The following is a 24,857-nucleotide window of genomic DNA, read 5'->3' as shown; positions in this document are numbered from 1 at the left end:
CCCGCGACGAAGGGCGTCAGTACCTGGCCGGCCGGCGGTGCCGACCGGCCTGCCGCCCGTGACGGTCAGGACGTGCGACGACCGAACAGCCGGGAACCGACCAGGAACGACACGGCGGCGAACGCGACGGCGACCGTGACACCCACGTAGACGGTGCTGGTCAGGGAGCCGGCGAACAGGGCCCGGGTGGCATCCACGACGTACCGCAGCGGGTTGAGACGAGCGAGCCAGTCGAGCCACCGTGGCCCCTCGTCGACCGGCAGCAGGACGCCGGAGAGCAGGAGCAGCGGGATCGCCAGGGAATTGACGGCCGGGGCGAACAGGTACTCGTTGGGCAGGGCGAGCGCCAGCACGTAGGAGAGCGAGGCGAGCCCGACCCCGGTGACCAGGATCAGCACGACCGAGGCGAGGACGCCGAGCGGGCTCGCCGCCATCCCGAAAAGGTAGCCCGCCACCAGCAGCGGGACGGCCTGGATGACCAGAACCACGGCATCCTTGAGGACCCGGCCGAGCAGGATCGCGATCCGGCTGACCGGCGTCACCCGCAGCCGGTCGACGAAGCCGGCGCGGATGTCCGGGATCAGGTTGAACCCGGCGAACCCCGTCCCGAAGAGACCGAGCTGCAGCAACAGACCCGGGATGAAGAACAGCCACGCGTTCTGCCCCGGTGGCAGCGCCCCCGTGAGGAGCGGGCCGAACAACAGCAGGTAGAGGACGGGCTGGATCAGGCCGATGGCGATGCTCACCCGGTTGCGCAGGGCGAGGGCGAGTTCGCTGCGGAAGACGACGGCGATGTCATGCATGGCCGGTCCCGGCTCCGGCGGTGAGGGCGAGGAAGACGTCGTCGAGGGTGGGGCGTTCCACACGTACGCCGCGGACCTCGACGCCGAGGTCGTGCAGGGTCAGCACCACGCGGCTGACCAGCTCGTCGGCGTTCTCCCCACCGATCCGCAGCTGGGCGCCGTCGCCGCGCACCCCGCGCACCCCCGGCAGGCCGGCCACGGCGTCGTGGGCGCGGCCGTGGTCCGGGCCCAGGTCGACGATCAGGACGTCGTCGCCGAGCTGCTGCTTCAGCCGGGCCGGGCTGTCCTCGGCGACCAGCCGCCCATGGTCGACGATCAGCACGCGGTCGCAGAGCGCGTCGGCCTCGTCGAGGTGATGGGTGCTGAGCACGATCGTCGCCCCGGCCCGCCGCCGCAGGTCCCGGATGTGCTGCCACAGGTCCGCTCGGCTCGGCGGGTCGAGCGCCGCGGTCGGCTCGTCCAGGAAGAGCAGCCGCGGCGAGTGGACCAGACCGATCGCCAGGTCGAGCCGCCGGCGCTGCCCGCCGGACAGGGTCATGCTCGGACGGTCGGCCAGGTCGGCGAGGTGGAACGCCTCGATCATGGCCTGGGCCCGCGCGGCCGGATCGGGCAGCCGATGGATCCGCGCCTGGAGCAGCAGCTCGTCCCGTGCCGTGGCGATCGGCCGCGTGCCGCCGCTCTGCGCGACCAGCCCGATCGACTGCCGGACGCCGTGCGGGTCACGCAGCAGGTCGTGGCCCGCCACGACGGCGTTCCCGCTGGTCGGCCGCTCCAGCGTGGACAGCATCCGCATGGTGGTGGTCTTGCCCGCGCCGTTGGGGCCGAGCAGGCCGACGACCTCACCGGGGGAGACCTGGAAGGTCAGGTCCCGGACGGCTGTCACCTCGCCCTGCTTGCTCCGGAACGTCTTGCTCAGATCCGTCGTCTCGATGGCCGCGTCCATGAGGTCTCCTGTTCGTATACGAGTGCTCGTATACGAACGCTAGCATAGGGGCATGCCGCTTCGCGCCACCGACAACCCGCTCGTCCTGCCGCTCCTCGGCCTCCTGGTGGAACAACCCCGCCACCAGTACGCGCTGCTCGCCGGGCTGCGCGAGCGATACCGGCACCTGCGCGTCCGGACCAGCAGCGTGTACACGCTGGTCGGCTCGCTGCACGAAGCCGGCTGGATCGAACCCGCCGGCGGGACACCGGTCGTCTACCAGCTCACCCGGGACGGCGTCGCGGAATTCCGGAGCCGGGTCGTCCACGACCTCGAAGACACCGACCCGGCGAACGCGGGGCGATTCGTGACGGCGCTCGCGTACATCGGGATCCTTGACCGCGCGACCGCGATCGCTACCGTCGACAAGCGTCTTCTTGCTCTGCGGCAGCGGGCCGAGGACCTGGAGAACGCCGTCAAGTCCGCCGGTGGCGCCCCCGTCCACATGATCGAAGTGGCGTTCTTCGCCTCACAGACCCGGCACGACATCGGGTGGCTGTCCACGTTGACGCAGCAACTGGCCGACCCCACCTACGAGTGGCCCCTCGACTCCCAGCCCGGGTGAGCTCCGTTGCGCCCGGCCGCTCGCAGGGGCACCGGCCGGGGCAGTGCGTCGCGCCGCCACCCCGACCCGGCACGATGCGCGCGTCCGCACGGAACGACCCTGGCACCGCTCATGCTCGCGGCGCGGGTTGCGCGACTGCCTGCGCACGGACGACGTCGTCGCCCTGCCGCCCGGCGAGTGAGGCCGTGCGGGGTGACGACGCGGTCCGCCCGATCGGCACGAGGCGGGGTCAGGCCACCGGGGGTGGCCCGATGTCCTGCATGAGCAGCCGCGCCGCCACGTGGCACTCCGCACGCCTCCGGCAACCGCTACGAAATGTCGTCCAGGCCTTCTTCGACGTCGTCGAAACCGGCGGGAATGGGAATGCGTTCCCCGTGCGCGCGGGAGTCGAGGAAGAGGGCGACCCGCAGAACGCCGGTGATCATCACGCGCAGTTCCCACGAGCCGCTGCGGTTCAGGAAGTCGAACACAGCCAGGATGAACGCCCGCAGAACCGGCGGGTTGACGTAGACCACGTCGACGCCGGTGTCGCACACCCCGCTCGGCGTCTTCAGCATCTTTTCCAGTGACGCGATCTGTTCGCAGAACATGAAGCTGGTGTTCTGACTGCGGTCCCAGATCTGGGGTCCTTCACTGGCCGGATCGTATCGCTGGGCCGCGCTGATGTAGAAGCTCTTACCCATTTCGCCCGATCTTCGAGGCGAGGAACTTGGGGGCCATCTCGCGATAGCTGTCGGTGACCAGTTCCGTGATTTCGGTCCAGTCGGTGTGCGCACCCAGAACAGCCGCGGCCACGTTGTCGCCCCAGAGCGCGCGGAAGTACGGGAAGCCGGCCGCGGTCAGCCCGAGCAGATCTTCGATCGGCACCCGGAACGTCATCACGACCGGCTCCGGCACGTCGATCATCGGATATCGCTCCGGGCCGGGCAGGTAGACGTGCGCGACGGTCCGCGACCGGATGCGCCATCGGACGCCGATCCAGGCCGGTTCCTCGTACGCCTCCGGCAGCTCCGCCATGATCGGCCGCAAGCGGTCGAGGATCTCGGGTGGCACGTCTCCGGGACTGGACATGGCGGTAACGCTGTCAGACGACCCAGCCGGGCGTCCATCCGATAACGGTCACCGGCGGGTCGAGGTGGGCGCGCAGCGCGGCCAGTCCCGGGTGCGGATTGTCCCGGTGCCAGAGCAAGGAGTGCGGGTACACCGGGGTCGGGTCGACGATCGGGATGCGACGCAGGCCGTGCCCGTCCGGCCACACGAGACGAGTCTGCGCGCCGATGAACGTGGCCAGCGCCGGGGTGTCGGCGACCGTGTCGAGCAGCGCGTCGGAGCCGAAGTTCGGCCCGGTCGCCTCGATCGTGAGGGCGAAGTCGGCGGCGAGGTCGTCGTAGTACGCGCCCCATTCGGTGCCGGGTTCGATGCCGGGCATCCAGATCCGGTGCCCGGCGAGTTGCGCCGGCGTGACCGCGCGGGCCGTCGCCAGCGCGTGGGCCGGGCCGGTCAGCAGGTGCAACGGTTCGTCCAGGACACGTACCGCGGAGATGTCGTCGGGCAGAGGACGGCCGGGCATCGCCACGGCCCGGAAGGAGGCGTCGATCGCGCCGGAGCGGAGGGCGTCGACGGCCGCCGTGACGGTGAAGAGTTTCATCACGTCGAGGTCGATCCGCGGGTACGCCCGGTGGAAGTCCCGCATCAGCCCGGAAGTCGCCAGCCGCGAGGCGATCACGTCGACGCGCAGCGGCCGGCGGCCCTGCCGCACCGAGGTGGCCGCCCGTTCGGCGACTTTCAGCAGTTCACGGGCGTGTGGCAGGAACGCCTGCCCGTCGATGGTGAGTTCGGCGCCGCGCGGCGTGCGCGTGAACAACCGCACCCCGAGCCGCCGTTCCAGGGCGGCGACGCGTTTGGAGACGGCCTGCTGCGAGATGGTCAGCTCCGCGGCGACCTCCTGGAACTGGCCGAGGTCGGCGGCGGCGACGAAGGTCCGTACGGCGTCGAGATCCACCTCCCCATACAACCACCGGTTGTGTCCGCACCGCATGTCGGTTGTTTGATCAGCACTGCCGGGCGCTGTTTGGATCCATCCGGTCAACGAATGGTGGATCGATGGGACGGCAACTCCGATGGCTGTGGCTGGCGTTCACGGCGAGCACGGTCGGCACGTGGCTCGGCTTCGACGCGTTCCCGCTGATCGCGATCCTGGCACTGCACGCCGGCCCGGGCGCGGTGTCCCTGCTGTCCGCCGTCGGGCTCGCCGCCGGCGCGGTACTCGCGCTGCCGCTCGGACCGTGGGTGGAGTTCCGCCGCAAACGGCCGGTGATGATCGCGATGGATCTGGTGCGGTTCGCCGCACTGATCAGCATTCCCACGACGTACGCGCTGAATTGTCTTTCTTTCCTGCAACTCGTGATCGTGTCGGTCGTCGCCGGCGCGGCCGGCATCGCCTTCCGCGCGGCCGGTGGCGCATTTCTGAAATCGCTTGTCCCGCCCGAGGATCTGCTCGCCGCGAACGGCCGTTTCGAGGCGACGACGTGGACCGCGACCGTGCTGGGGCCGCCACTCGGCAACGCGGCGATCGGGGCTTTCGGGCCGGTCGTCACGGTCGCCGCCGACGCGGTCAGCTACCTGCTGTCGGCCGCCGGAATCACCGCGATCGGCGGCCGTGAACCGCGCCCCGCGCCCCGCACCGACGGCTCGAGAGACGGCGTCGGCGGCTGGCAGTACATTCTTGCGCACCCGGCGCTGCGACCGTTGCTCTTCAACACCGTGCTGGTCAACGCCCTGATTCTGGCGACCGCGCCGCTGATGGCCGTCCTCATGCTCGGGCCGCTGGGCTTCGCCGTATGGCAGTACGGTCTCGCGTTCGGCCTGCCGTGCATCGGCGGCCTGATCGGCGCGCGCCTGGCCCGCCCACTCGTCGGCCGCTTCGGCGAACGCCGCACGCTGCTGGTCTCGGGGACGCTGCGCGCGTGCTGGTCGATCGGGCTGGCGTTCGTCAGCCCCGGCGCCGGCGGGCTCGTGCTCGTCATGGCCGTCCAGTTGCCCTGGTCACGTGCATGGGCGTGTTCAACCCGGTGTTCGCGACCTACCGTCTGCAGCAGACCCGGCCGGACCGGATCGCGCGCACCCTGACCGCGTGGTCGATCACCAGCAGCGCGACGATCGCCACGACGACCGCGCTGTGGGGTGCGCTCGCCACCGTCACCAGCCCCCGGCTCGCCGTCGCCGCGGCCGGCCTTCTCCTGCTCGCGACACCTCTGCTGTTGCGGCGCATCAATCAAAGGACGCTTTCGCCGTACGTCCGGCAGCCCCCTTGCGGGTGACGGCACGGGACCGCGAGGACAGTCGATTCCGGCTGTCGTCCGCTGGTGGGCGTGCCCGGCCGGCGCGGGACCGCCGTGCCCTGGTCCGGCCAGGTAGACGACGTCGCGTCCCGGGGCTCCCGACCACGGTCGATGCCCGGGGCCGGGGTGGCATCACCCGTGCCGGGTGAACCGGATTCCGCGAGCGATGGTCACAGTGAGCGCATGGGTGAGGCGTTTCTGTGGGGTGGGATCAGTGCCTCGGCCCTGCTGCTCGGGGCGTTCCTGGCCTACCGGTTCCGGCTCGGTCCACGCGTGATCGCGGTGATCATGGCGTTGGGCTCCGGGTTGCTGCTCGGCTCGGTCTCGTTCGAACTGATCGACGAGGCGCTGAAAACCCGTACCGTCGCCGGGGTCGGCCTGATGGTCCTGGCCGGGGCCGCTGTCTTCGCCGCCGGGGACTGGCTGCTGAGCCGTCGTGGCGGCGGTGATCGCAAGGATACCGGCGGGGCCCAGGCGGCCGGATCACCGCTGGCCATCGTGCTCGGGTCGGTGCTCGACGGCGTCCCGGAGTCGTTCGTGCTGGGCCTGACCGTGCTGCAGGGCCAGGTCAGCGTGGCGCTGCTGACCGGCATCATGCTGTCCAACCTGCCCGAGGGCATGGCGTCGTCGAGCGGGCTGCGGGCGGCCGGCTGGCCGCAGCGGCGGGTGCTGCTGATGTGGACCGTGGTGCTGCTCGTGTCGGCGTTCTCCGCGGCGGCCGGTTACACGGTGCTGGATCCGGCGGACGGGCGGACCGGCGCACTCACGCAGGCGTTCGCGGCCGGCGCGCTGCTGGCCATGCTCTCCGACACGCTGCTGCCCGAGGCGTACGAGGTGGAAGGCGTGCTGACCGGCTTCCTGGTCGTCGCCGGTTTCGCGGTGTCGATCGCGCTGACCGCGATCTGAGCTCATCCCGTACGCATGACGTCCGTCGCCGGGTGTCGCCGGACGATCAGGGGGTCCGGCAGTGTCGTCCGACGCCCGAGAGAAGCGTGAGTGCCATGTCCGACTACCCGCTCATCGCCGACCATGGGCTGATCGGCGACCTGCAGACCGCGGCCCTGGTCGCCACCGACGGCAGCATCGACTGGTTCTGCGCTCCACGCTTCGACTCGCCCAGCATCTTCGGAGCGCTGCTCGACCACGAGCGCGGCGGGCACTTCCGGATCCGCCCCTCCGGTGGCCCGGTCACCAGCAAGCAGTTGTACTTCCCGGACACCGCGGTGCTGGTCACCCGGTTCATGACGGCGGACGGGGTCGGCGAGGTCGTCGACTTCATGCCGGTCACCGAGGGCACCGCGACGCCATCTACCGCCAGATCATGGAACGTGGCTGGAGCCGGGAGCGGCGCGCGTTCCGGCAGCACTACACCACCGACGTGCTGGACTCGTCGCTGCTGCGGATGCCGGTCGTCGGTTTCATCACCCCGTCCGACCCGATGTGGACCTCGACCCTCAAGGCGATGGACGCCGAGCTGGTCACCGACAGCCTGGTCTGCCGGTACGACCCGTCGGCCTCACCGGACGGCCTGCGCGGGGCCGAGGGCACGTTCTCGTTGTGCTCGTTCGCCTACGTCAACGCGCTGGCCCGGGCCGGTCGGCTGGACAAGGCGCGGGTCACGTTCGAGAAGATGCTGACCTACGCCAACCACGTCGGCCTCTACTCGGAGGAGATCGGGCTGACCGGGGAGCAACTCGGCAACTTCCCGCAGGCGTTCACCCACCTGGCCCTGATCGACGCGGCGATCAGCCTCGACCGTGAACTCGACCGGCACCCCCGCTCGGTCGCGCGCCGGCACACGAGCTCCTGACCGGATCAGGAGGCGACCACCGGCGCGTCCTCGGCGCAGCGCCGCCGGCTGGGTGGTCTTCACCCGTGACGCGGCGTGAAGCTGATCTCGTACCACCCCTCTTTGCCGGGTGGCTGCTCGTCAGAGCCCTACCTGGTGGCGAGGGTGTCGATCAGCCCCACGCCGCGGCCGCCGGTACTGGTGAAGTCCGGGCGGGTCCGGACCGGCCGGGTGATCGGTGGCTCACCAGCCACAGGTGCCGCTGGCGCACCCGGTCGCGGTGCCGGCCGCGGCGACTCGCTGAGCGCTGCGGCGCCGGTGCAGCCAGCACATGCCCGGCGCGGCGGTGCCGATGGTCGGAAATGGGATCGGGCAGTCATCGCAGGTGCCGTTGGTGGTGGGCGTGCTGGTCAGCCCCGGCCCGGTCAGCTTGCTCCAGCCGGATCCACGGGCCGGCCGAGCGGGTCGGGCTCCCCGTACCGGCAGGAGATCGTCGCGACCGGACGCTGACGAACGGGACGCCTCCGGCAGATTGCGGAGCCGTTCGTATTCTGTTTTCCGATGATCGGCCAGTTTTATTTTTGTTGCGGTTATCCGAATGGGTGACCATTGCCCGATGATCTGGTCGAGGACGTAGGTTGATGCCTAGGAAATAGCCCCCCGTGGTCGGTCAGGAGTGGCGCGTAATGGGAATTCGGAAATTGTTTTCAGGTGCATTTATCATCGCGGTGTCCGGGGTCGGAATGGCGTTGACAGCGCCTTTGCCGGCTGCGGCAGCCGGCCCCGGCGACGCCCGGTGCCAGGCCAACTCGCACCGCGGCGGGCTCGACATCGGATCGGGGCTCAGGAATTCCGGAGCCCCTAATTTTGTGCCGAGCCGGTGCACCTCGATCTGGATGAAACTCACCGAGGTCCACTACATCACCTATGCGAAAGCGTGCCTGGAGACCAGTTCGGGACGCAACTATCGCTGCGGCCCGTGGGTCTATCTCGAGGACGGCGGCGCGTGGAATCGGCTTCTTCCGCACGTGTCTCCCGGGAATCAGTGGCAGCTCTACCTGAAGGCGGAAGGCCCCGGATACGTCGGGTTCGACTTCTCCGGCTGACCTTTCGCACGGCCGGCCGGCCCTTTCCGCGCCGTGCAGGGGCCGGCCGGCGCACGTGCGGGTGAATGTCGGTCTGGTTCCCGTGAATTGACCGAAAAGTACTACCGGCGTCGGGTGCGGGCGCCGCTAGCCTGCCCGTCATGACTTCAGCTCTGGTAGCGGCTGTCTCGATCGAATCCGGCGACGCGGACGCCTCCGTCGTCCAGCGGCACACGACCCGGCTGCGCGACGAACTGCTGCGGCTGGACGTCGAGGAGGTGCGGCGCCCGGCCGTGACCGCGCCGCCCGGGGCCCGGGGCGCGGACCTCGCGGTGATCGGCGCCCTCCTGATCGAGGCCGTGCCGCTGCTGCCCCGGATCAAGGAGATCCTGTACGTCGTCCGGACCTGGTCACGCCGGTCCGGCATCAGCGTGACCGTCACGATCGACGGCGACGCGATCACGGTGGAAGCCGCCTCGGCGGAACAGACCGACCGGCTGATCGACCTGTTCGTCGAACGGCACAGCCGGCCGGATGCATGACCCGGCGGGCGCTGCTGATCGCCGTCGAGAACTATCAGGACGAGGCGATCCCGGACCTCCACGCCCCGCACCGCGACGCTACCGAACTGGCCGCGGTCCTCGGCGACCAGCGGATCGGTGACTTCGACGTCCGGATCCTGAACGACCCGACGCTGACCGCGCTGCACCGCGGCATCGAGGAGTTCTTCCGGTCGGCGGAACGCGACGACCTGGTCCTGCTGCACTTCGCCGGGCACGGGTTCCTCGACGACCAGGGACGGCTGCGGTTCGCGGCGCGGGACACCGAGGAGCGGTACTTGAACTCGACGGCGCTGCTCGCCACGGACGTCGTCGAAGTCGCCGAACTCAGCCGGTGCCGGCGCAAGGTGTTCCTGGTCGACTGCTGTTACAGCGGGCGTTTCCTCGGCCTGCCGGGCCGTCGCGGCGGACGGTCGGTTCATCTCGGCGACCAGTTCCCGGTGCGCGGGCGGGGCACGGCGGTGCTGGCCGCTTCAGGGGACCTCGGATACGCGTACGAAGGCCGGGAGAATTCGATCTTCACCCGTGAAGTGGTGGCGGGGTTGCGGTCCGGGGCGGCCGACCTGGACCGGGACGGCTGGATCTCGGCCACGGAGTTGTACGACTACGTGCACGACCGGCTGCGGGCCGGCGGTGACGCGCAGACCCCGCGGTTGCTGGGCGAACGCGAGGGTGACCTGATCATCGCGCGCGCGGAACAACCGCCCGTCCCGGTTCCGGCCTCCGCGGCTGGAGTCGCGACGACCGCGCGGAGCGCGGCGGCCAAGGGCGCGCACCGGCTGCCCGGCGCGGCCCGTCCCGACGGTTTGTCGGCCGGTCAGACGTTCATTCTGGCTGTCGATATTGTCGGTGCGGCCGGGTTCCTCTGGTTCCTGGTCAGCTGGCTGGTCGATCGGCGCGAGGCCCCGCTGAGCCGGGTCCTCTGGATGGCCGCCGTGGTCCTGCTGTTCACCGGGAGCACAGCCCTGGTGCGGCGGCGGATCCGGTGGGGTGTCGTGCTGATCGTCGTGGGCCTCCTGATCGGGCCGGCCGGCGTCAGCATCTTCTCGTGAACGGGCGGAGCATGGTCGAGGAATGGGCGCGGGCGTATCAGCCTGCGCGCGCCCGCTGGGCGGTGATCGTCTGGGAGGCGGCGGGCCTGGCTTACCTGCACTGGACGACGGCACGGCTGTTCGGCCTCGGCGCGGACCTGTCCGTGGCGCTGGCCGTCGTGTTCGCCCTGGTCTGGGTGGTCGGATCGTGGCAGGTGCTCCGGATGGGCGTGTACGTCAGCGAGCACGCCGTACGGGTCCGCGGCGTCGTGCGCACCCGGACGATTCCGTGGGCGGAGATCGACGGTGTCGCCGTCGACGACGTCGTGCAGCGGGTCGGGCCCCTGCGGGTACCGGCCGGGAGAACGGTCGTACTCGCGCTGCGCGGCGGGGGACAGGTCGACACCGCGATGTGGGAGCGGGGTCTGGACTTCCACCATCGGCCGCAACTGTTCCGCGACGTCTGCCGCGAGCTGCGTGACCGCGTTCCGGCCGCGCACTCACGGACGTAGCGCCAGCTTGCCGACCGTCGACCGGGCTTCCAGCTCGGCGAGGACGTCCGGGCCTTCGGCCAGGTCGTGAACGCCGGGCTGGGCGGGGTGGAGAACTCCCGCGGCGAGCAGCGCGAACAGTTCGCCCATCACCTCGCCGAAGAGGTGCGGGGTGTGCTGGATCAAGGCGCCGAGGTTCAGGCCGATGACGTGGACCTGGTGGCGGTGGACGAGGTCCCAGTTGGTGATCGAGGCTTCGCCGCCGGCCAGGCCGTAGACGACCACCCGGCCGGTGACCCGCTTGGCCGCGGCGAGACTGTCGCTCAGCGTGGTGCCGCCGGTCGACTCCAGGACCAGGTCGGCGCCGGTTCCGCCGGTCAACCGCAGGACCTGCGCGGTGAGGTCGCCGCCGTGGGAGTCGAGGACGTGGTCGGCACCCAGTGCCCGTACGCCGAGGAGCTGCCGGCCGAACGGCTCGACGGAACGGCTCGCTACTACGCGACGGTCGTGCAGGGCCTGTCGATCCAGGCCCGCGACGGCGCCACGCGCGACGAGCTGGAGGCGGTCATCGGCTGTGCCATGCAGTCCTGGGCCTATCCGGCGAGGCCGGAGCGGTAGGCGAAGACGGCCGCCTGGACGCGGTTGTTCAGGCCGAGCTTGCCGAGCACCGCGCTCACGTGGATTTTCACGGTGCCTTCGGCGAGGTGCAGGTCGTGGGCGATCTCGGCGTTGGACTCCCCGGCCGCGAGCAGGGTCAGCACCTCGCGCTCGCGGGTGGTGAGGGACTCCACCGCCGCCCGCGCGGAGAGCCGTTCCCGCAGGGAGCGGCCGTGCAGCAGGCCGACGATGCGTTGCGCGACCGGCGGGGCCAGAACGGTTCCGCCGGTCATGGCGGCTTTCACGCTGCCGATCAGCTCGTACGGGTCGCCGGATTTCAGCAGGAAGCCGTGCACGCCGCACTCCAGCGCGCGGGCGATGTACCGGTCCTCGTCGAACGTCGTGACGATCAGGACGCGGACGGCCGGATGGCGGGCGCGGATGGTCTCGGCCGCGGTCAACCCGTCCATGCCCGGCATCCGGATGTCGAGCAGTGCCACATCCGGGCGCAGCCGGGCCACCTCGGTCAACGCGCCGCGGCCGTCGTCGGCTTCGGCGACGATCTCCAGATCAGAATCGGACGCGAGTACGGTGCGCAGCCCGGCCCGGACCAGCGGTTGGTCGTCGGCGATCAGGATCCGGATCATCCGGTACGCCCGGTGGTGTCCCGCAGCCGCGTGATCCGGCCGCCGTCGAAGCAGATGACATAGTTCCCGTACGCCAAGGGATAGTTCCCGTCGGTGTAGTAGTGACATCCCGGCCCGTCGCCCGGCCGGATCGGCGACTCCCTTCCGGGCAGCAGGGTACGGGCCGTGGCCTGCGGCATCCCGACTCGCAGCGCGTCGAACGTCCGCTGTTCCATCGCCGCGTCCCGGACCGCCCACGTGTAGAAACCGGTCGCCACCACGAGCAGCGCCGCACCGGGGATCACGATCGTGCCGGCCAGCATTCGCCGGACTCGTCGCCGCCCGGTGTCATAGCCCGCGACCTCGTCGCCGATCCCGGGCGGCACGTCCGCGACCAGCCGGAACGTGCCGTCGGCAGGTCCCGCCGCCAGCGACCCGCCGGCTTGCTCCAGCCGCGCCGAGAGTGCCGCGAGCCCGGTCCCGGTCCGGCCCGGCTCGCCCGGCGCGGTGAGCGCGTTGACGACCTCGACGCGCCGGCCGCCGAACGTGACGGCGACCTCGGCGCCGGGCGCGTGCCGCGCCGCGTTCGACAGCGCCTCGGCCACCAGCCGGGCCAGGAACACGTCGTCCGGCGGCCGGCCGGTGACCTCGACGGTCAGGCCGGCCGCGCGCGCCCGGTCCAGCACGGCCCCGGCCCCGGCGTCGGCATCACGATCACCATCAAGAAGATCGACAATCCGGCGTACGGTCTCGATCGCCGCCGCCGAGCCCGCCCGCAGCTGCGCGGCCCGTTCCCGGGTGTCCTGGTCCGGCGCGGTCACCTGGATGCCGGCCGCCTGCAGGGACAGCAGCGTCAGGTCGTGCCCGAGGGTGTCGTGCAGGTCGGCCGCGATCCGGGTGCGTTCGCGCAGGCGGGCGGCCCGGGCCTGGGCCCAGCCCTGCTCGGCGAACTCCTGCCGCAGCCGCCGGTACGCCCCGGTCAGCGTCGCGAAGACGGCCAGCACCACCACGGCCTGGTCGACCAGCCACGCCACGGTGTCCTGACCCCGCGCGACGGTGATCGCGGCGGCCACCTCGATCCCGCAGAGCAGCACGACCACCAGCCCGGTGCGCCCGCGGCGGCCGCACAGGTGACCGCCGACGATCACCAGCGCCGCGGCGACCGCGTACCACTGACCCCACCCGTGCATCCGCACAGCCTAAGCATCACGGCGAACGAGGAGCAGGCGCGCGCCGAGCCAGGTGACGGTCGTCCAGGCGAGGAGGACCAGCAGATGGCGTACGCCGTCACCGGCGGCGAAGTCCTCGGCGGCCCACGCCGGCAGGTAGACGCCGGTCCGCTCGTCGACCAGTTGCAGGCCGAGCAGCAGGACGACCATCGTGGTCAGCGTGCCCACGCCGCTGCGCAGCAGGAACGCCACCCCGGTGGCGAACGCGCAGGCCACCGCCGCGACCACGGCCAGTCGCAGGCAGCTCGCGACCGGATCGCCGGGCGCCGCGTGCGATCCCAGCGCCAGCGCGGCGCACGCCCAGCCGGCGATCGCGCAGGTCAGCCCCGCGCCGAAGCCGACGAGCGCGGCGACCGCGGTCTTGGCCAGCAGCACCTCCCCGCGCTGCGGCCGGGCCAGGAACGTGGACCGGATCACACCGGTGCCGTACTCCGAGGTGACCAGCAGCATCGCCAGGGCCACGAGGGTGAGCCGGCCCAGTTGTGCGGCCTGGATCAGTGGGTCGAGCACGGGCAGCGTCTCGGACTCCGGCACCCGGCCCAGCGAGATGTCGTAGACGAAGTCGTTGGCCAGCGTGAACGCCGTGCCCGCGGTCAGCAGCAGCGCGGCGGCCACGCAGAACCACGGGGACCGCAGCGACCAGAGTTTGCCCCACTCGGCGGCGAACGCGCGCCTCATCGGGCCGCCGCCACGTACTCGGTCTCGTCCTCGATCAGGCGCACGTACGCCTCCTCGAGGCTGGGGGAGACGGTGCGCAGCTCGCGCAGGACCGCGCCGGCCCGGTGCGCGCGGCGGCCGACCTCGGTCGCGGGCAACGACCGTACGCGCAATCGGGTTTGATCGATCTTTTCGGCGTGCTCGCCGAGCGCGGCGGCCAGCAGGGTGAACGACTCCTCGTCGGCCGCCGCCACCTCGACCGAGGCCTCCCGGGCGGCGGTGAACTCGGCCAGCGGCGCGTCGGCGAGCAGCCGGCCCCGGCCGATCACCACGACCCGGTCCGCGATCAGGGCGACCTCGCTGATCAGGTGGCTGGTGAGCAGGACCGTGCGACCCTCGCCGGCCCACGTGCGCAGCAGCTCGCGCACCCAGCGCACGCCGTCCGCGTCGAGGCCGTTGACCGGTTCGTCGAGGATCAGCGTGCCCGGGTCGCCGAGCATCGCGGCGGCGACACCGAGTCGCTGCGCCATCCCGAGCGAGTACGTCCCGGCCGGTCGGCCCGCGACCGTCCCGATGCCGACCTGGTCGATCACGGCCCGCACCCGGGCCCGCGGGAGCCCGTTGTAGCGGGCCAGCGCCAGCAGCCCGGCCCGGCCCGACCGCCGGGGATGGAACGCGCGGGCATCCAGGTGGGCGCCGACCCGGCGCAGCGGATCGCGCAGCTCGGCGTAGCGGCGGCCGTCGATCAGGGCGGTGCCGGAGGTGGGCCGGTCCAGCCCGAGCGCGAGGCGCATCGCCGTGGACTTCCCTGCGCCGTTCGGGCCGAGCAGCGCGGTGACCTGCCCGGACGGAACGGTCGCGGTGACCCGGTCGACGGCGGTCCGGTCGCCGTAGCGTTTGGTGAGTTCCCTGAGTTCGATCACGAGTCCAGCGTCGCGGGGCGTAATCGGTCACACATCTACCGATCGACGTCGTTCGGGTATGCCGATCGGCCTACCCGGCTGTGTCAGTGACCACGAATCCTTCAGGGTGACGTCATCCGGCCCCCGACTCCCGTAGCTTGGAAGGTCGCCCCGGGCAGCTCGGCGCCGTGCGCCGGGCCCATGACCGACCTGAGGTGGATAGGGAGCTTTGCCCGGTGACGGTGACCACTGATCTGCGTCTGATCGAGCTGTCCGACATCGCTGACTCGCCCGGGGCGCCGGCGGTGTTCCACTCCCGCTCCGCGCCGATGCGCCGCACCCTCGTCGACATCCTCGACGCCACCGTGCGGGAGCACCCCGGAGCGCCCGCGATCGACGCCGGGGACGTGACGCTCACCTACCGCGAGCTGGCCGCTGAGGTGGAGGCGCTGCGGGCGCTGCTGCAGGAGCACGGGGTCGGGCCCGGCGACCGGGTGGGCATCCGCATCTCGTCCGGTTCGGCCGAGCTGTACCTGGCGATTCTCGGAGTGCTGGCGGCCGGTGCGGCGTATGTGCCGGTGGACGCCGACGACCCGGACGAGCGGGCCGAGCTGGTCTTCGGCGAGGCGGGCGTGTGCGCGGTCCTCGGCGACGGGTTGAGCGTGTCATCACGGCGTGCCCCGGGAGGAAGCGCCGGGCGACCGGCCGCGACCGACGACGCGTGGATCATCTTCACGTCCGGCTCGACCGGGACGCCGAAGGGCGTGGCCGTCACGCACGGCGCGGCCGCCGCGTTCGTGGACGCCGAGGCACAGTTGTTCCTGGTCGACGAGGGCACCGAGCCGCTCGGGCCGGGTGATCGCGTGCTCGCCGGGCTGTCGGTGGCGTTCGACGCGTCCTGCGAGGAGATGTGGCTGGCCTGGCGGCACGGCGCGTGCCTGGTGCCGGCCGCGCGGTCGCTGGTGCGCAGCGGCGTCGACCTGGGGCCGTGGCTGGCCGAGCAGCGGATCACCGTCGTCTCGACCGTGCCGACGCTGGCCGCGTTGTGGCCGGTCGAGGCCCTGGAAGAGGTCCGGCTGCTGATCTTCGGCGGGGAGGCCTGCCCGCCCGAGCTGGCGGAACGTCTGGCCGTGGAGGAGCGGGAGGTCTGGAACACGTACGGGCCGACCGAGGCGACCGTCGTGGCGACCGCCGCCCGGCTGACCGGGGAAGGTCCGGTCCGCATCGGGCTGCCCCTGGCCGGCTGGGAGCTGGCCGTGGTCGGCGCCGACGGCGAGCCGGTCGCGATGGGCGAGACCGGTGAACTGGTCATCGGCGGCGTGGGCCTGGCCCGCTACCTCGACGCCGCGAAGGACGCCGAGAAGTTCGCGGCACTGCCGTCGATGGGCTGGGCGCGGGCGTACCGCAGCGGCGACATCGTGCGCGCCGAGGCCGACGGCCTGCTGTTCCTGGGTCGCGGCGACGAGCAGGTGAAACTCGGTGGCCGGCGGATCGAGCTGGGGGAGATCGACGCCGCGTTGCAGGCGCTGCCCGGGGTCGCCGGGGCCGCCGTCGCGATCAAGAAGACCGCGGCCGGCAACCAGCTGCTGGTCGGCTACCTGGTGGCGCAGAACGGCGCCGAACTGGACATCGCGGCCGCCAACCAGCAGATTCGGGAGCAGCTACCGGCCGCTCTGGTCCCGCTGCTCGCCGTCATCGACGACCTTCCGACGCGTACGTCGGGAAAGGTCGACCGGGTGGCCCTGCCCTGGCCGCTGGTCGTGGCCGGCGGGACCGCGGCCGAACTGACCGCGGCGCAGGACTGGCTGGCCGGCGGCTGGGAGGGGATCCTCGGGCTTCGCCCGGCCGACGGTGACGCCGACTTCTTCAGCAGCGGCGGCAGCAGCCTGAACGCGGCTCAGCTGGTCGCGTGGATCCGGCAGACCTACCCGCAGATGTCGGTGGCCGACATCTACCAGAACCCACGGCTGTCGCAGATGGCGGTGGCCGTCGAGGCGCTCGGCGCGCAGGAGACCACCCGCCGCGACGTCCGCCCGACGCCGCTGCGGGCCGGGCTGCTGCAGGCGCTGCTGATGCTGCCGATGCTCGCGCTGGTCGGCCTGCGCTGGATAACCGTGCTCGCCGCGCTCGGCAAGATCCTCACCCTGCTCACGCCGGCCCCGTGGGCGCCGCAGGTGTCCTGGTCGTGGATCGTGGCGAGCTGGCTGGTGCTGTTCAGCCCGGCCGGGCGGATCGCGGTGGCGGCCGGCGGCGCGCGGATGTTGCTGCGCGGGGTCGGCCCGGGGAAGTACCCGCGCGGCGGCAGTGTGCACCTGCGGTTGTGGGCGGCCGAGCGGCTGGCCGAGCTGACCGGGGCGAACGGGGTCACCGGGGCGGGCTGGATGATCACGTACGCGCGGGCGCTCGGAGCCCGGATCGGCCGCGACGTCGACCTGCACTCCGCGCCGCCCGTCACCGGCCTGCTGAAACTCGGCCGCGGGGTGGCGATCGAGCCCGAGGTCGACCTCTCCGGCTACTGGATCGACGGCGACGTCGTCCGGGTCGGGATGGTCCGGGTCGGCGCCGGTGCGCGGGTCGGCTCCCGCAGCACCCTGATGCCCGGCGCGCGCGTCGGCAAGAACGCGAAGATCGGCGCCGGTTCGACCGTCACCGGTTCCGTTCCCGCCGGTCAGCGCTGGGCCGGCTCCCCGGCCGTGCCCATCGCGGCCAAGGACGGCGAGGGCTGGCCGGCGCAGCGCCCGGAACGGCACCGGTTCGGCTCCAAGTTCTGGGTCGGCTGGTACAGCCTGACCGCGCACCTGCTCGGCCTGGTCCCGGTCGTCGCCGCGCTGCCCGCGCTCGCGCTCCTCGGTCATGTGCTCGGCGAGCACCCGACCGCGACGGCGGCCCTGCCGGCCGCGCCGGTCGCCGCGGTGAGCTACCTGATCACGTACGCGCTGGTCGTGCTCGTCGCTGTTCGCCTGCTCAGCATCGGCCTGCGGGAAGGCTTCCACCCCGTGCAGGGCCGCCGGGCCTGGCAGGTGTGGACCACCGAGCGCCTGATGGGAATGGCCCGGATCGCGCTGTTCCCGATCTACTCCAGCCTGTTCACCCCGGTCTGGCTGCGGCTGCTCGGCGCGAAGGTGGGCCGCAACGTCGAGGCGTCGACCGTGCTGGCGCTGCCGAAGATGACCACCGTCGACGACGGCGCGTTCCTGGCCGACGACACCATGGTCGGTACCTACGAGCTGAGCCACGGCTGGCTGCGGATCGCCCCGGCGCGCATCGGCAAGCAGGCGTTCCTCGGCAACTCCGGGATGGCGGCGCCCGGCCGTTCGGTCCCCAAGCGGGGCCTGGTCGGTGTGCTCTCGTCGGCGCCGCGCAAGGCGAAGAAGGGCTCGTCGTGGCTCGGCGCCCCGCCGATGCCGCTGCGCCGCACGGTCGAGACCGCGGACGCCAATCTGACGTACGCCCCGCCGGCGCGCCTGAAAGTGGCCCGCGCCCTGATCGAGCTGTGCCGGGTCGTCCCGGTGATGGCCGCCGGCACCCTGGTCATCGGCGTCCTGGTCGCGCTCGCGGCGATCTGGCAGACCGCCGGGGGCTGGGTGACCGTGCTCGCCGCCGGCCCGCTCCTGCTGGCCTCGGCGATCGCCGCCGCGCTGCTCGGGACGGCCGCGAAGTGGCTGCTGGTGGGCCGGTTCACGGTCACCGAGCACGCGCTCTGGACGTCGTTCGTCTGGCGCAACGAGCTGGCCGACACGTTCGTCGAGGCGTTCGCCGCGCCGTGGCTGTTCCGTTTCGCCAACGGCACCCCGCTGCTCACCATCTGGATGCGGACCCTCGGCGCGAAGATCGGCCGCGGCGTCTGGCTGGAAACCTACTGGCTTCCGGAGTACGACCTCGTCCGTCTCGGCGACGGTGCCTCGGTCAACCGGGGGTGCGTCGTGCAGACCCACCTGTTCCATGATCGGATCATGGCCATGGACGAGGTGACACTGGGCGCGGGCGCGACGCTCGGCCCGCACGGGATCGTGCTTCCCGGCGCGAGCATCGGTGACGGCAGCACGGTCGGGCCCGGCTCGCTGGTGACCCGCGGTGACGCCGTGCCCGGTGACAGCCGGTGGCTGGGCAACCCGATCGCGGCCTGGCCGGCCACGGCTCGCCGGCGGTCATGACCTCGGCCGCCTCACCCGGCGCCGAGCACTCCACCGATCCGTACCTCCCGGGGCACGGCAACGGTGGGTACCGCGTGCTGCACTACAACCTCGAACTCGACTACAAAGTGTCGACGAACCGGCTGGACGGCCGGGCGGTCATCACCGCCCGCGCCGTCCAGTCGTTGTCGCGTCTCACGCTCGACTTCGGCCGCTCGCGGGTCAAGGACGTCCGGGTCGACGGCCGGCCGGCGAAATTCGACCACCGCCCGGACAAACTGCGCGTCCGCCCGGAACGCACCATCGCCTACGGGTCGATTTTCAAGATCGAGATCAGGTACGGCGGTAAGCCCGCCCCGATCAGCGGGCGATGGGGTGACATCGGCTGGGACGAACTGACCGACGGAGCCCTCGTCGCCAGCCAGCCGAACGGGGCGCCGTCGTGGTTCCCGTGCAACGACCGGCCCGACGACAAGGCGACCTTCCTGGTGTCGGTGACGACCGCGGCGCCGTACACCGTGGTGGTCACCGGTGACCTGGTCAGCCGGCGACGCGAGGCCGGCACGATCACGTGGGTCTACGAGCGCACCGAGCCGACCGCGCCGTACCTGATGGGCGTGCAGGTCGGCCGCTACGAGATGGTGCAACTCGCCCACGGGCGGGTCGTCCAGCGGGCCGCCGTCCCGCCGCGCGTGCAGCCGAACTTCCGGCACGACTTCGGGCGGCACGGCGAGATCATGAACGCCCTGGAGCACCTGTTCGGGCCGTACCCCTTCCGGGAGTACGTCGTGGTCGTCACCGACGACGACCTCGACGACCCGATCGAGGCCCAGGGCATGGCCGTCTTCGGGCGCAACCACGTCGACGGGCGGCGCACCCACGAACGACTCGTCGTGCACGAACTCGCCCACCAGTGGTTCGGCAACAGCCTGACCGTTGCCAGCTGGCGGCACATCTGGCTCAACGAGGGCTTCGCGACGTACGCGGAATGGTTGTGGTCCGGTGCCTCGGGCGGGCGCTCGGCCGCCGCGCACGCCGCCCAGTGGCACGCCTGGGCCGCGACACAGCCGGCCACCATCGCCATCGCGAACCCCGGGGTGGACCGGATGTTCGACCCGCTCGTCTACAAACGCGGGGCGCTCACACTGCACGCGTTGCGGGCGCGGATGGGCGACGCGGCGTTCTTCACGTTCGTCCGCTCCTGGGTCGCCGAACACCGGCACTCGACGGTCACCACCGAGGAGTTCCGCGCGCACGCGGCCCGGTTCACGACCCGCCCGCTCGACGACCTGTTCACCGCCTGGCTCGACCAGCCGGCTCTGCCTCCGCTGCCCCGCACGTTCTAGCCGGCCGGTCCGGCTCACCGCCCCCGGCGCGGCGTGCTTCCCGCCACGAGCCGGTTCCCGCCGTCGATCTGCCGGGAACAACCACGACGGGTGCCGGCCGACCGCGGTGACGTACGCCGGGAACTCAACCCGGCCCGGGGTCGTAGACGATCGGGCCGGATTCGGCGGCCTCCTTCTTCAGCTGGGCGAGGCGGCTCGGGGTCAGCGGTCGGCTGTTCTCCTCGACGACCTCCGACAGGCTCTTGCCGCCATGATTCTGGCCGTCGTCGAGCACGTACCCGCCGGGCGTGGGCGTCTCGTCGCGGGCGTGGGCGGAACTGACGACGGCGAGCGCGCCGGTGACCACCGCGACGACGGCGGCGGCCACGGCGTATCGGGTTCTCATCAGGCGTTTCATCTCGGCCGGGACGGGCCGGAGCTGAGGGAATGTTCGCTGAAAGTGAACGGTGGAAGATCATCGACCCCTTCCTGGTTGAGCCGCGTGTACTCAACTTTCGGAGGTACCGGTGACCAGCAAGCGTCTCCCTGTGTTGTTCCTCGACGACATCGTGCTGCTCCCCGGCATGGTCGTGCCCGTCGAGCTGGACGAGAAAGCCCGCGCGACCGTCGACGCGGCCCGCACAGCGGCCGGTTCGGAGTTGCTGATCGCTCCGCGGCTGGAGGACCGTTACGCCTCGTACGGTGTCGTCGCCACCATCGAGCAGGTCGGCAAGCTGCGCGGCGGCGCGTCCGCGGCGGTGCTACGGACCGGCGTGCGCGCCCGGATCGGCAGCGGCGTGACCGGCCCCGGTGCGGCGCTGTGGGTCGAGGCCGAGCCGGTCGAGGCCGGCACGATCGGCGAGCACGTCCGTGAGCTGGCCGCCGAGTACAAGAAGCTGGTCGTGAGCGTGTTGCAGCGCCGCGAGGCGTGGCAGGTCATCGACTCGGTCAGCGCCATCGACGACCCCGGTGACCTGGCCGACACCGCCGGCTGGGCGCCGTACCTGTCCGGCGACCGCAAGCGTGAGCTGCTGGAGACCCCGGACGTCGAGGCCCGGCTGAAGCTGTTGATCGAGTGGACCGGTGACTTCCTGGCCGAGTCCGAGGTCAGCGACAAGATCGAGACCGATGTGCGCGAGTCGGTCGAGAAGCGTAACCGTGAGTATCTGCTGCGCGAGCAGCTCAAGGCCATCCGCAAGGAACTGGGCGAGGGCGAGGCCGACGGCACCGACGACTACCGGGCCAAGGTGGAGGCGGCGGAACTGCCCGACGCCGTACGGGAATCGGCTCTTCGCGAAGTTGACAAGCTGGAGCGGGCCGGTGACCAGAACCCGGAGGCGGGCTGGATCCGCTCCTGGCTCGACACCGTCCTGGACCTGCCGTGGAGCGTCCGCACCACCGACAACACCGACCTGGACGCGGCCCGCGCCGTGCTGAACGCCGACCACCACGGGCTCGACGAGGTCAAGGACCGCATCGTGGAGTACCTGGGCGTCCGGGCCCGCCGCGAGTCCCGTGGCCTGAGCGTCGTCGGCGGGCGTGGCTCCGGCGCGGTGATCCTGCTGGCCGGTCCGCCCGGAGTCGGCAAGACCTCGCTCGGCGAGTCCGTGGCGCGCACTCTGGGCCGCAAGTTCGTCCGCGTCGCGCTCGGAGGCGTGCGGGACGAGGCCGAGATCCGCGGCCACCGCCGTACCTATGTGGGAGCTCTTCCCGGGCGCATCGTCCGCGCCATCCGCGAGTCGGGTTCGATGAACCCGGTCGTCCTGCTCGACGAGGTCGACAAGATCGGCAGTGACTACCGCGGCGACCCGGCGGCGGCCCTGCTCGAGGTGCTGGACCCGGCGCAGAACCACACGTTCCGCGACCACTACCTGGACCTCGACCTGGACCTGTCCGACGTGCTGTTCATCGCGACCGCGAACACCCTCGAGACGATCCCGCAGGCGCTGTTCGACCGGATGGAGCTGATCGCGATCGACGGCTACACCGAGAACGACAAGGTCGCCATCGCCCGCGACTTCCTGGTGCCGCGGCAACTGGAGAAGGCCGCGTTGTCCGAGGGGGAGGTGACGGTCACCGAGGGCGCTCTGCGCGAGATCGCGGCGAACTACACCCGAGAGGCGGGCGTACGGTCGATGGAGCGCCTCCTCGCCAAGGCGTTCCGCAAAGCGGCGCTGGGTGACCTGCCCGCCACGGTCGACGCGCCCGACCTGAAGGACCTGATCGGCCGTCCCCGGTTCACCCCGGAGTCCGCCGAGCGCACCGCCGTCCCCGGCGTCGCCACCGGTCTGGCCGTCACCGGCATGGGCGGCGACGTGCTCTACATCGAGGCGTCGCTGCTGCCCGGCGACAAGGGCGGCCTGTCCGTCACCGGCCAGCTCGGCGACGTGATGAAGGAGTCGGCGCAGATCGCCCTCTCCTACGTCCGGGCGCACGCCGGTGAGCTCGGCATCTCACCCGAGCAGCTGGACCACCCGATCCACCTGCACGTGCCGGCGGGCGGCACCCCCAAGGACGGCCCCTCGGCCGGTGTCACGATGACCACCGCGCTGGTGTCGCTGCTGCTCGGCCGCAACGTGCGGGCCGAGGTCGGGATGACCGGCGAGGTGTCACTGACCGGCCGGGTCCTGCCGATCGGCGGCGTGAAGCAGAAACTGCTCGCCGCGCAGCGGGCCGGGCTGACCGAGGTCTACCTGCCGCAGCGCAACGAGCCGGACCTGGACGACGTGCCGGCGGACGTGCTGGACGCGTTGACGGTCCACATCGTCTCCGACGTCCGCGAGATCCTGGAGACAGCTCTGGAGCAGGTCGCCGTCGGCGCGGCTGCCTGACCCTTCCACCTCCGGCCGTGGCCCCGGTTGATCCGAGGGCCACGGCCTTTTCTGTCCCCGAGCCGATCGAGCCGTACGCCGGAGGAGGTCGTCGACAACTACCTCCGTGAGCGTCTCGTCGAGCGGGACGACGCTGCGGCGAAGCTGCTCCGATGCCAGGCGCCGAGTGTCGCCCCGATGGACGCCTGCGTCGCCGGCATCCTGGACCGGGAGAAACGCTTCGGCTTCACGATCGACTCGACCTGGGCCGGCCGGCGGACTTCGACCGGGTCAGCCGTGCAGGCCGACCTCACGAGAACCGTCTCCGAGCGACTCACGGAACACGAGGCGTTCGGCCTGGCCGACGAGAACGGTCGGAAGGTCTGCGCCGCCGCCACGCCAGGCTGAGACTCCAGGCCGTCGCATCGGAGGTGAGCCGGTCACCCGGCGGCGCGGACGCTCGTCGTCCGGGTCACCGACGTGTCGCGGCGACGGCGGGCGAACCCGCGCCCGGAGCCCGGCCGGGAGTTCGGGTCGCGGCTGGTCGCGGTCTCGGAGGAGCGGTTCACCGTGCGGCGCAGGCTCGGATGCCGGGTCTCCCAGGCCTCGCGGACCCGGGACGGCAGATGCAGGTCGCGCCACACGCGACGCAGCATGGCCGGGTTTATCAGATCCTCGACCTCGCCGCAGCCGGCCGCCTCGCACAGGACCTGTGCGTAGGCGTGCCGCAACTGGGCGGGATCCTCCAGGTCGTAGCGGCGGCGGCTGGCATGCCCGCAGGCCATGTGATGGGGGACTTCGAGCACGCCAAGGCTGTTGCCGTGCAGATCGTCGATCCGGTCAGGAACGGCTGGGGCCCGGTGCGCGGCGCTGCGATCCCGGCGCCCGTCACGGGTGGCGACGTACGACATGTCCCCAGGTTAGGACGCCGCGAGGCCGCCTTCGCCGATCTCCGGCCCACCGGTGACGAGGGTCTGCCGGAGTGCCCGATGAGACGCCAGATGTCACGGAGCCGCGGCCGGCGGCGCGCGGGTCGGGGGTCATCGCGGGGTGGACATCTGCTGGGTGCCGATGGCGGCGAGCAGGTCGAGTTTGCCGCGCGCGTCCGAGCCGGGCCGGGGGCTGTAGACGATGAGGTGCAGATTCGAGCCCTGGGTGGTGAGCGCGTCGCAGTCCAGCGCGATGTCGCCGACCTCCGGATGCTCGACGATCTTGCGAGAGCTCTGGTGCTCGGCGACGTCGCTGCGCTGCCACAACTCGCGGAAGCGGGGGATCCGATTCAGCCGGGTGATCAGCGCGGCGACCTCCGGGTCACGCGGGTAACGGCCGGTGGTGGCACGCAGGTCGCTGACCATCGATTCCTCGAACTGGGCGCGCTCCCCGGCGGTCTGCCGGACCCGGGACAACCCGTCCTCGAAGTGCGCGAGCAGGACGTTGCGGAAACCGGCGCCGTGCACCGTCGGGTCGCCGAAGGTGGCCGCGAACAGCGGATTCCAGTGCAACAGTTGCCAGGCCGCGTCGTAGACCGCGAGCGGGTGGCCGACGAGCTGATCCATGATCCGGTAGAGACTGCCGGGGATGATCCGGGGGACCCGGTCGGGGTCGGCCGCGTGCCCGGCGAGGCGCATCAGGTGGGCCTGCTCGGAGTCGGAGAGCCGCAGCGCGCGGGCCAGCGCCGAGCACACCTGCGCCGACGGCGTCGGGGCTCGTCCCTGTTCGAGGCGCACCACGTATTCCACGGAGATGCCGGCCAGCACGGCCAGCTCCTCCCGCCGCAGGCCGGGCACGCGCCGCGGGGAGAGGTGGGCGAGACCGACGGTGGCCGGGTCGAGCCGGTCCCGCCAGACCCGGAGCGCGTCGCCGAGCTGATCCATGCCCGCCATCGTGACGCATCCCTGCCGCATCATCCTGGTACCGGCTGTACCAGGATG

At 71.6% G+C, this 24,857-nt stretch carries 28 protein-coding genes and 2 pseudogenes; 16 read left to right on the top strand and 14 right to left on the bottom strand.

From position 1 onward, the window contains the following. Nucleotides 1–65: 65 nt before the first annotated feature. The gene (locus tag ACH442_RS27285; RefSeq protein WP_396340946.1) at nucleotides 66–803 is read right to left on the bottom strand and encodes an ABC transporter permease; all 738 of its coding nucleotides are present in this window, start codon (nucleotides 801–803) and stop codon (nucleotides 66–68) included. Beyond that, nucleotides 796–1,746 carry an ATP-binding cassette domain-containing protein gene (locus ACH442_RS27280; protein ID WP_396340945.1) on the bottom strand — a complete coding sequence of 317 codons (951 nt, stop codon included), beginning with the start codon at nucleotides 1,744–1,746 and terminating at the stop codon, nucleotides 796–798. The genes ACH442_RS27285 and ACH442_RS27280 overlap by 8 nt, the downstream gene beginning before the upstream one ends. Before the next feature lie 52 nt (nucleotides 1,747–1,798). On the opposite strand from ACH442_RS27280, the gene ACH442_RS27275 reads away from it, so the two are divergent. Next, nucleotides 1,799–2,350, top strand: a complete 552-nt coding sequence (locus tag ACH442_RS27275) for a PadR family transcriptional regulator (RefSeq protein WP_396340944.1) — start codon at nucleotides 1,799–1,801, stop codon at nucleotides 2,348–2,350. Nucleotides 2,351–2,658: 308 nt separating this feature from the next. Here ACH442_RS27275 and ACH442_RS27270 read toward each other — a convergent pair whose 3' ends face one another. From ACH442_RS27270 to ACH442_RS27260, 3 genes are read right to left on the bottom strand one after another with little or no spacing between them, the layout of a single operon-like run. Beyond that, nucleotides 2,659–3,033: a DUF6086 family protein gene (locus tag ACH442_RS27270; protein WP_396340943.1), complete on the bottom strand. Its 375-nt coding sequence runs from the start codon at nucleotides 3,031–3,033 to the stop codon at nucleotides 2,659–2,661. After that, nucleotides 3,026–3,421, bottom strand: coding sequence for an MmcQ/YjbR family DNA-binding protein (locus tag ACH442_RS27265; protein WP_396340942.1), 396 nt, complete (start codon nucleotides 3,419–3,421; stop codon nucleotides 3,026–3,028). The genes ACH442_RS27270 and ACH442_RS27265 overlap by 8 nt, the downstream gene beginning before the upstream one ends. 13 nt (nucleotides 3,422–3,434) lie before the next feature. Further along, nucleotides 3,435–4,352, bottom strand: coding sequence for a LysR family transcriptional regulator (locus ACH442_RS27260; protein WP_396340941.1), 918 nt, complete (start codon nucleotides 4,350–4,352; stop codon nucleotides 3,435–3,437). Nucleotides 4,353–4,453: 101 nt separating this feature from the next. Between ACH442_RS27260 and ACH442_RS27255 the strand changes: the two genes are divergently transcribed. From ACH442_RS27255 to ACH442_RS27235, 5 genes and pseudogenes are all read left to right on the top strand, one after another. Further along, nucleotides 4,454–5,479: an MFS transporter gene (locus ACH442_RS27255; protein WP_396340940.1), complete on the top strand. Its 1,026-nt coding sequence runs from the start codon at nucleotides 4,454–4,456 to the stop codon at nucleotides 5,477–5,479. Next, entirely contained in the window at nucleotides 5,422–5,670 is a 249-nt protein-coding gene (locus ACH442_RS27250; protein WP_396340939.1) for a hypothetical protein, read from the top strand. Before ACH442_RS27255 ends, ACH442_RS27250 begins: the two co-directional genes overlap by 58 nt. Before the next feature lie 204 nt (nucleotides 5,671–5,874). Then, nucleotides 5,875–6,597: a ZIP family metal transporter gene (locus ACH442_RS27245; RefSeq protein WP_396340938.1), complete on the top strand. Its 723-nt coding sequence runs from the start codon at nucleotides 5,875–5,877 to the stop codon at nucleotides 6,595–6,597. A 95-nt stretch (nucleotides 6,598–6,692) separates the two neighbouring features. Continuing rightward, nucleotides 6,693–6,929, top strand: a pseudogene (locus ACH442_RS27240) (trehalase-like domain-containing protein); the annotation flags it as partial. A gap of 83 nt (nucleotides 6,930–7,012) precedes the next feature. Continuing rightward, on the top strand, nucleotides 7,013–7,501 hold the full coding sequence (locus tag ACH442_RS27235; protein WP_396340937.1) for a glycoside hydrolase family 15 protein: 489 nt from the start codon (nucleotides 7,013–7,015) through the stop codon (nucleotides 7,499–7,501). A gap of 649 nt (nucleotides 7,502–8,150) precedes the next feature. Here ACH442_RS27235 and ACH442_RS27230 read toward each other — a convergent pair. Further along, on the bottom strand, nucleotides 8,151–8,387 hold the full coding sequence (locus ACH442_RS27230; protein ID WP_396340936.1) for a hypothetical protein: 237 nt from the start codon (nucleotides 8,385–8,387) through the stop codon (nucleotides 8,151–8,153). Here ACH442_RS27230 and ACH442_RS27225 point away from each other — a divergent pair. From ACH442_RS27225 to ACH442_RS27205, 5 genes and pseudogenes are all read left to right on the top strand, one after another. Next, the gene (locus tag ACH442_RS27225) at nucleotides 8,377–8,586 is read left to right on the top strand and encodes a hypothetical protein (RefSeq protein ID WP_396340935.1); all 210 of its coding nucleotides are present in this window, start codon (nucleotides 8,377–8,379) and stop codon (nucleotides 8,584–8,586) included. The genes ACH442_RS27230 and ACH442_RS27225 overlap by 11 nt on opposite strands. A 140-nt stretch (nucleotides 8,587–8,726) precedes the next feature. After that, nucleotides 8,727–9,107: a hypothetical protein gene (locus ACH442_RS27220; RefSeq protein WP_396340934.1), complete on the top strand. Its 381-nt coding sequence runs from the start codon at nucleotides 8,727–8,729 to the stop codon at nucleotides 9,105–9,107. After that, a pseudogene (locus ACH442_RS27215) lies at nucleotides 9,104–9,769 on the top strand (caspase domain-containing protein); the annotation flags it as partial. The gene ACH442_RS27220 and the pseudogene ACH442_RS27215, both read left to right, overlap by 4 nt. Before the next feature lie 282 nt (nucleotides 9,770–10,051). Further along, entirely contained in the window at nucleotides 10,052–10,177 is a 126-nt protein-coding gene (locus tag ACH442_RS27210) for a GPGG-motif small membrane protein (RefSeq protein WP_396341026.1), read from the top strand. Then, nucleotides 10,174–10,668: a PH domain-containing protein gene (locus ACH442_RS27205; protein ID WP_396340933.1), complete on the top strand. Its 495-nt coding sequence runs from the start codon at nucleotides 10,174–10,176 to the stop codon at nucleotides 10,666–10,668. Before ACH442_RS27210 ends, ACH442_RS27205 begins: the two co-directional genes overlap by 4 nt. Here ACH442_RS27205 and ACH442_RS27200 read toward each other — a convergent pair. Next, on the bottom strand, nucleotides 10,657–11,088 hold the full coding sequence (locus ACH442_RS27200; protein ID WP_396341025.1) for a zinc-binding dehydrogenase: 432 nt from the start codon (nucleotides 11,086–11,088) through the stop codon (nucleotides 10,657–10,659). The genes ACH442_RS27205 and ACH442_RS27200 overlap by 12 nt on opposite strands. Between ACH442_RS27200 and ACH442_RS27195 the strand changes: the two genes are divergently transcribed. Then, on the top strand, nucleotides 11,059–11,265 hold the full coding sequence (locus ACH442_RS27195) for a hypothetical protein (protein ID WP_396341030.1): 207 nt from the start codon (nucleotides 11,059–11,061) through the stop codon (nucleotides 11,263–11,265). The two genes, ACH442_RS27200 and ACH442_RS27195, sit on opposite strands and share 30 nt — an antisense overlap. Here ACH442_RS27195 and ACH442_RS27190 read toward each other — a convergent pair. Genes ACH442_RS27190 through ACH442_RS27175 form a run of 4 tightly spaced genes read right to left on the bottom strand, consistent with a single transcriptional unit; the run spans nucleotide 11,241 to nucleotide 14,679 of the window. After that, the gene (locus tag ACH442_RS27190; protein WP_396340932.1) at nucleotides 11,241–11,891 is read right to left on the bottom strand and encodes a response regulator; all 651 of its coding nucleotides are present in this window, start codon (nucleotides 11,889–11,891) and stop codon (nucleotides 11,241–11,243) included. The genes ACH442_RS27195 and ACH442_RS27190 overlap by 25 nt on opposite strands. Continuing rightward, nucleotides 11,888–13,060, bottom strand: coding sequence for a sensor histidine kinase (locus tag ACH442_RS27185; protein WP_396340931.1), 1,173 nt, complete (start codon nucleotides 13,058–13,060; stop codon nucleotides 11,888–11,890). Before ACH442_RS27185 ends, ACH442_RS27190 begins: the two co-directional genes overlap by 4 nt. A 9-nt stretch (nucleotides 13,061–13,069) precedes the next feature. Further along, a complete protein-coding gene (locus ACH442_RS27180) occupies nucleotides 13,070–13,777 on the bottom strand; it encodes a hypothetical protein (protein ID WP_396340930.1) in 708 nt (235 codons plus the stop codon). Further along, nucleotides 13,774–14,679 (bottom strand): ATP-binding cassette domain-containing protein, encoded by a 906-nt coding sequence (locus tag ACH442_RS27175; protein WP_396340929.1) that lies wholly within the window; start codon nucleotides 14,677–14,679, stop codon nucleotides 13,774–13,776. The genes ACH442_RS27180 and ACH442_RS27175 overlap by 4 nt, the downstream gene beginning before the upstream one ends. Nucleotides 14,680–14,894: 215 nt before the next feature. Between ACH442_RS27175 and ACH442_RS27170 the strand changes: the two genes are divergently transcribed. Together ACH442_RS27170 and ACH442_RS27165 are read left to right on the top strand one after the other, a co-directional pair. Then, on the top strand, nucleotides 14,895–18,812 hold the full coding sequence (locus ACH442_RS27170) for a Pls/PosA family non-ribosomal peptide synthetase (protein ID WP_396340928.1): 3,918 nt from the start codon (nucleotides 14,895–14,897) through the stop codon (nucleotides 18,810–18,812). Beyond that, nucleotides 18,809–20,137 (top strand): M1 family metallopeptidase, encoded by a 1,329-nt coding sequence (locus ACH442_RS27165; protein WP_396341024.1) that lies wholly within the window; start codon nucleotides 18,809–18,811, stop codon nucleotides 20,135–20,137. The genes ACH442_RS27170 and ACH442_RS27165 overlap by 4 nt, the downstream gene beginning before the upstream one ends. 124 nt (nucleotides 20,138–20,261) lie before the next feature. Here the strand turns inward: ACH442_RS27165 and ACH442_RS27160 are convergent, their stop codons facing one another. Continuing rightward, the gene (locus ACH442_RS27160; protein WP_396340927.1) at nucleotides 20,262–20,522 is read right to left on the bottom strand and encodes a hypothetical protein; all 261 of its coding nucleotides are present in this window, start codon (nucleotides 20,520–20,522) and stop codon (nucleotides 20,262–20,264) included. A 178-nt stretch (nucleotides 20,523–20,700) separates the two neighbouring features. On the opposite strand from ACH442_RS27160, the gene lon reads away from it, so the two are divergent. Beyond that, entirely contained in the window at nucleotides 20,701–22,947 is a 2,247-nt protein-coding gene (gene lon, locus ACH442_RS27155; RefSeq protein ID WP_396341023.1) for an endopeptidase La, read from the top strand. A 27-nt stretch (nucleotides 22,948–22,974) separates the two neighbouring features. Beyond that, nucleotides 22,975–23,334, top strand: a complete 360-nt coding sequence (locus ACH442_RS27150; RefSeq protein WP_396340926.1) for a hypothetical protein — start codon at nucleotides 22,975–22,977, stop codon at nucleotides 23,332–23,334. Between the two features lie 32 nt (nucleotides 23,335–23,366). On the opposite strand, the gene ACH442_RS27145 is transcribed toward ACH442_RS27150, so the two are convergent. Together ACH442_RS27145 and ACH442_RS27140 are read right to left on the bottom strand one after the other, a co-directional pair. Next, on the bottom strand, nucleotides 23,367–23,837 hold the full coding sequence (locus ACH442_RS27145; protein WP_396340925.1) for a hypothetical protein: 471 nt from the start codon (nucleotides 23,835–23,837) through the stop codon (nucleotides 23,367–23,369). A 129-nt stretch (nucleotides 23,838–23,966) separates the two neighbouring features. Continuing rightward, nucleotides 23,967–24,800, bottom strand: a complete 834-nt coding sequence (locus tag ACH442_RS27140) for a helix-turn-helix transcriptional regulator (RefSeq protein WP_396340924.1) — start codon at nucleotides 24,798–24,800, stop codon at nucleotides 23,967–23,969. Nucleotides 24,801–24,857 lie beyond the last annotated feature (57 nt).

The sequence above is a fragment of the Actinoplanes sp. NPDC020271 genome (assembly GCF_044388125.1).
Taxonomy (GTDB): domain Bacteria; phylum Actinomycetota; class Actinomycetes; order Mycobacteriales; family Micromonosporaceae; genus Actinoplanes.
The sequence above is the reverse complement of the archived record's forward strand: the minus strand, read 5'-3'. Positions and strand labels throughout refer to the sequence as shown.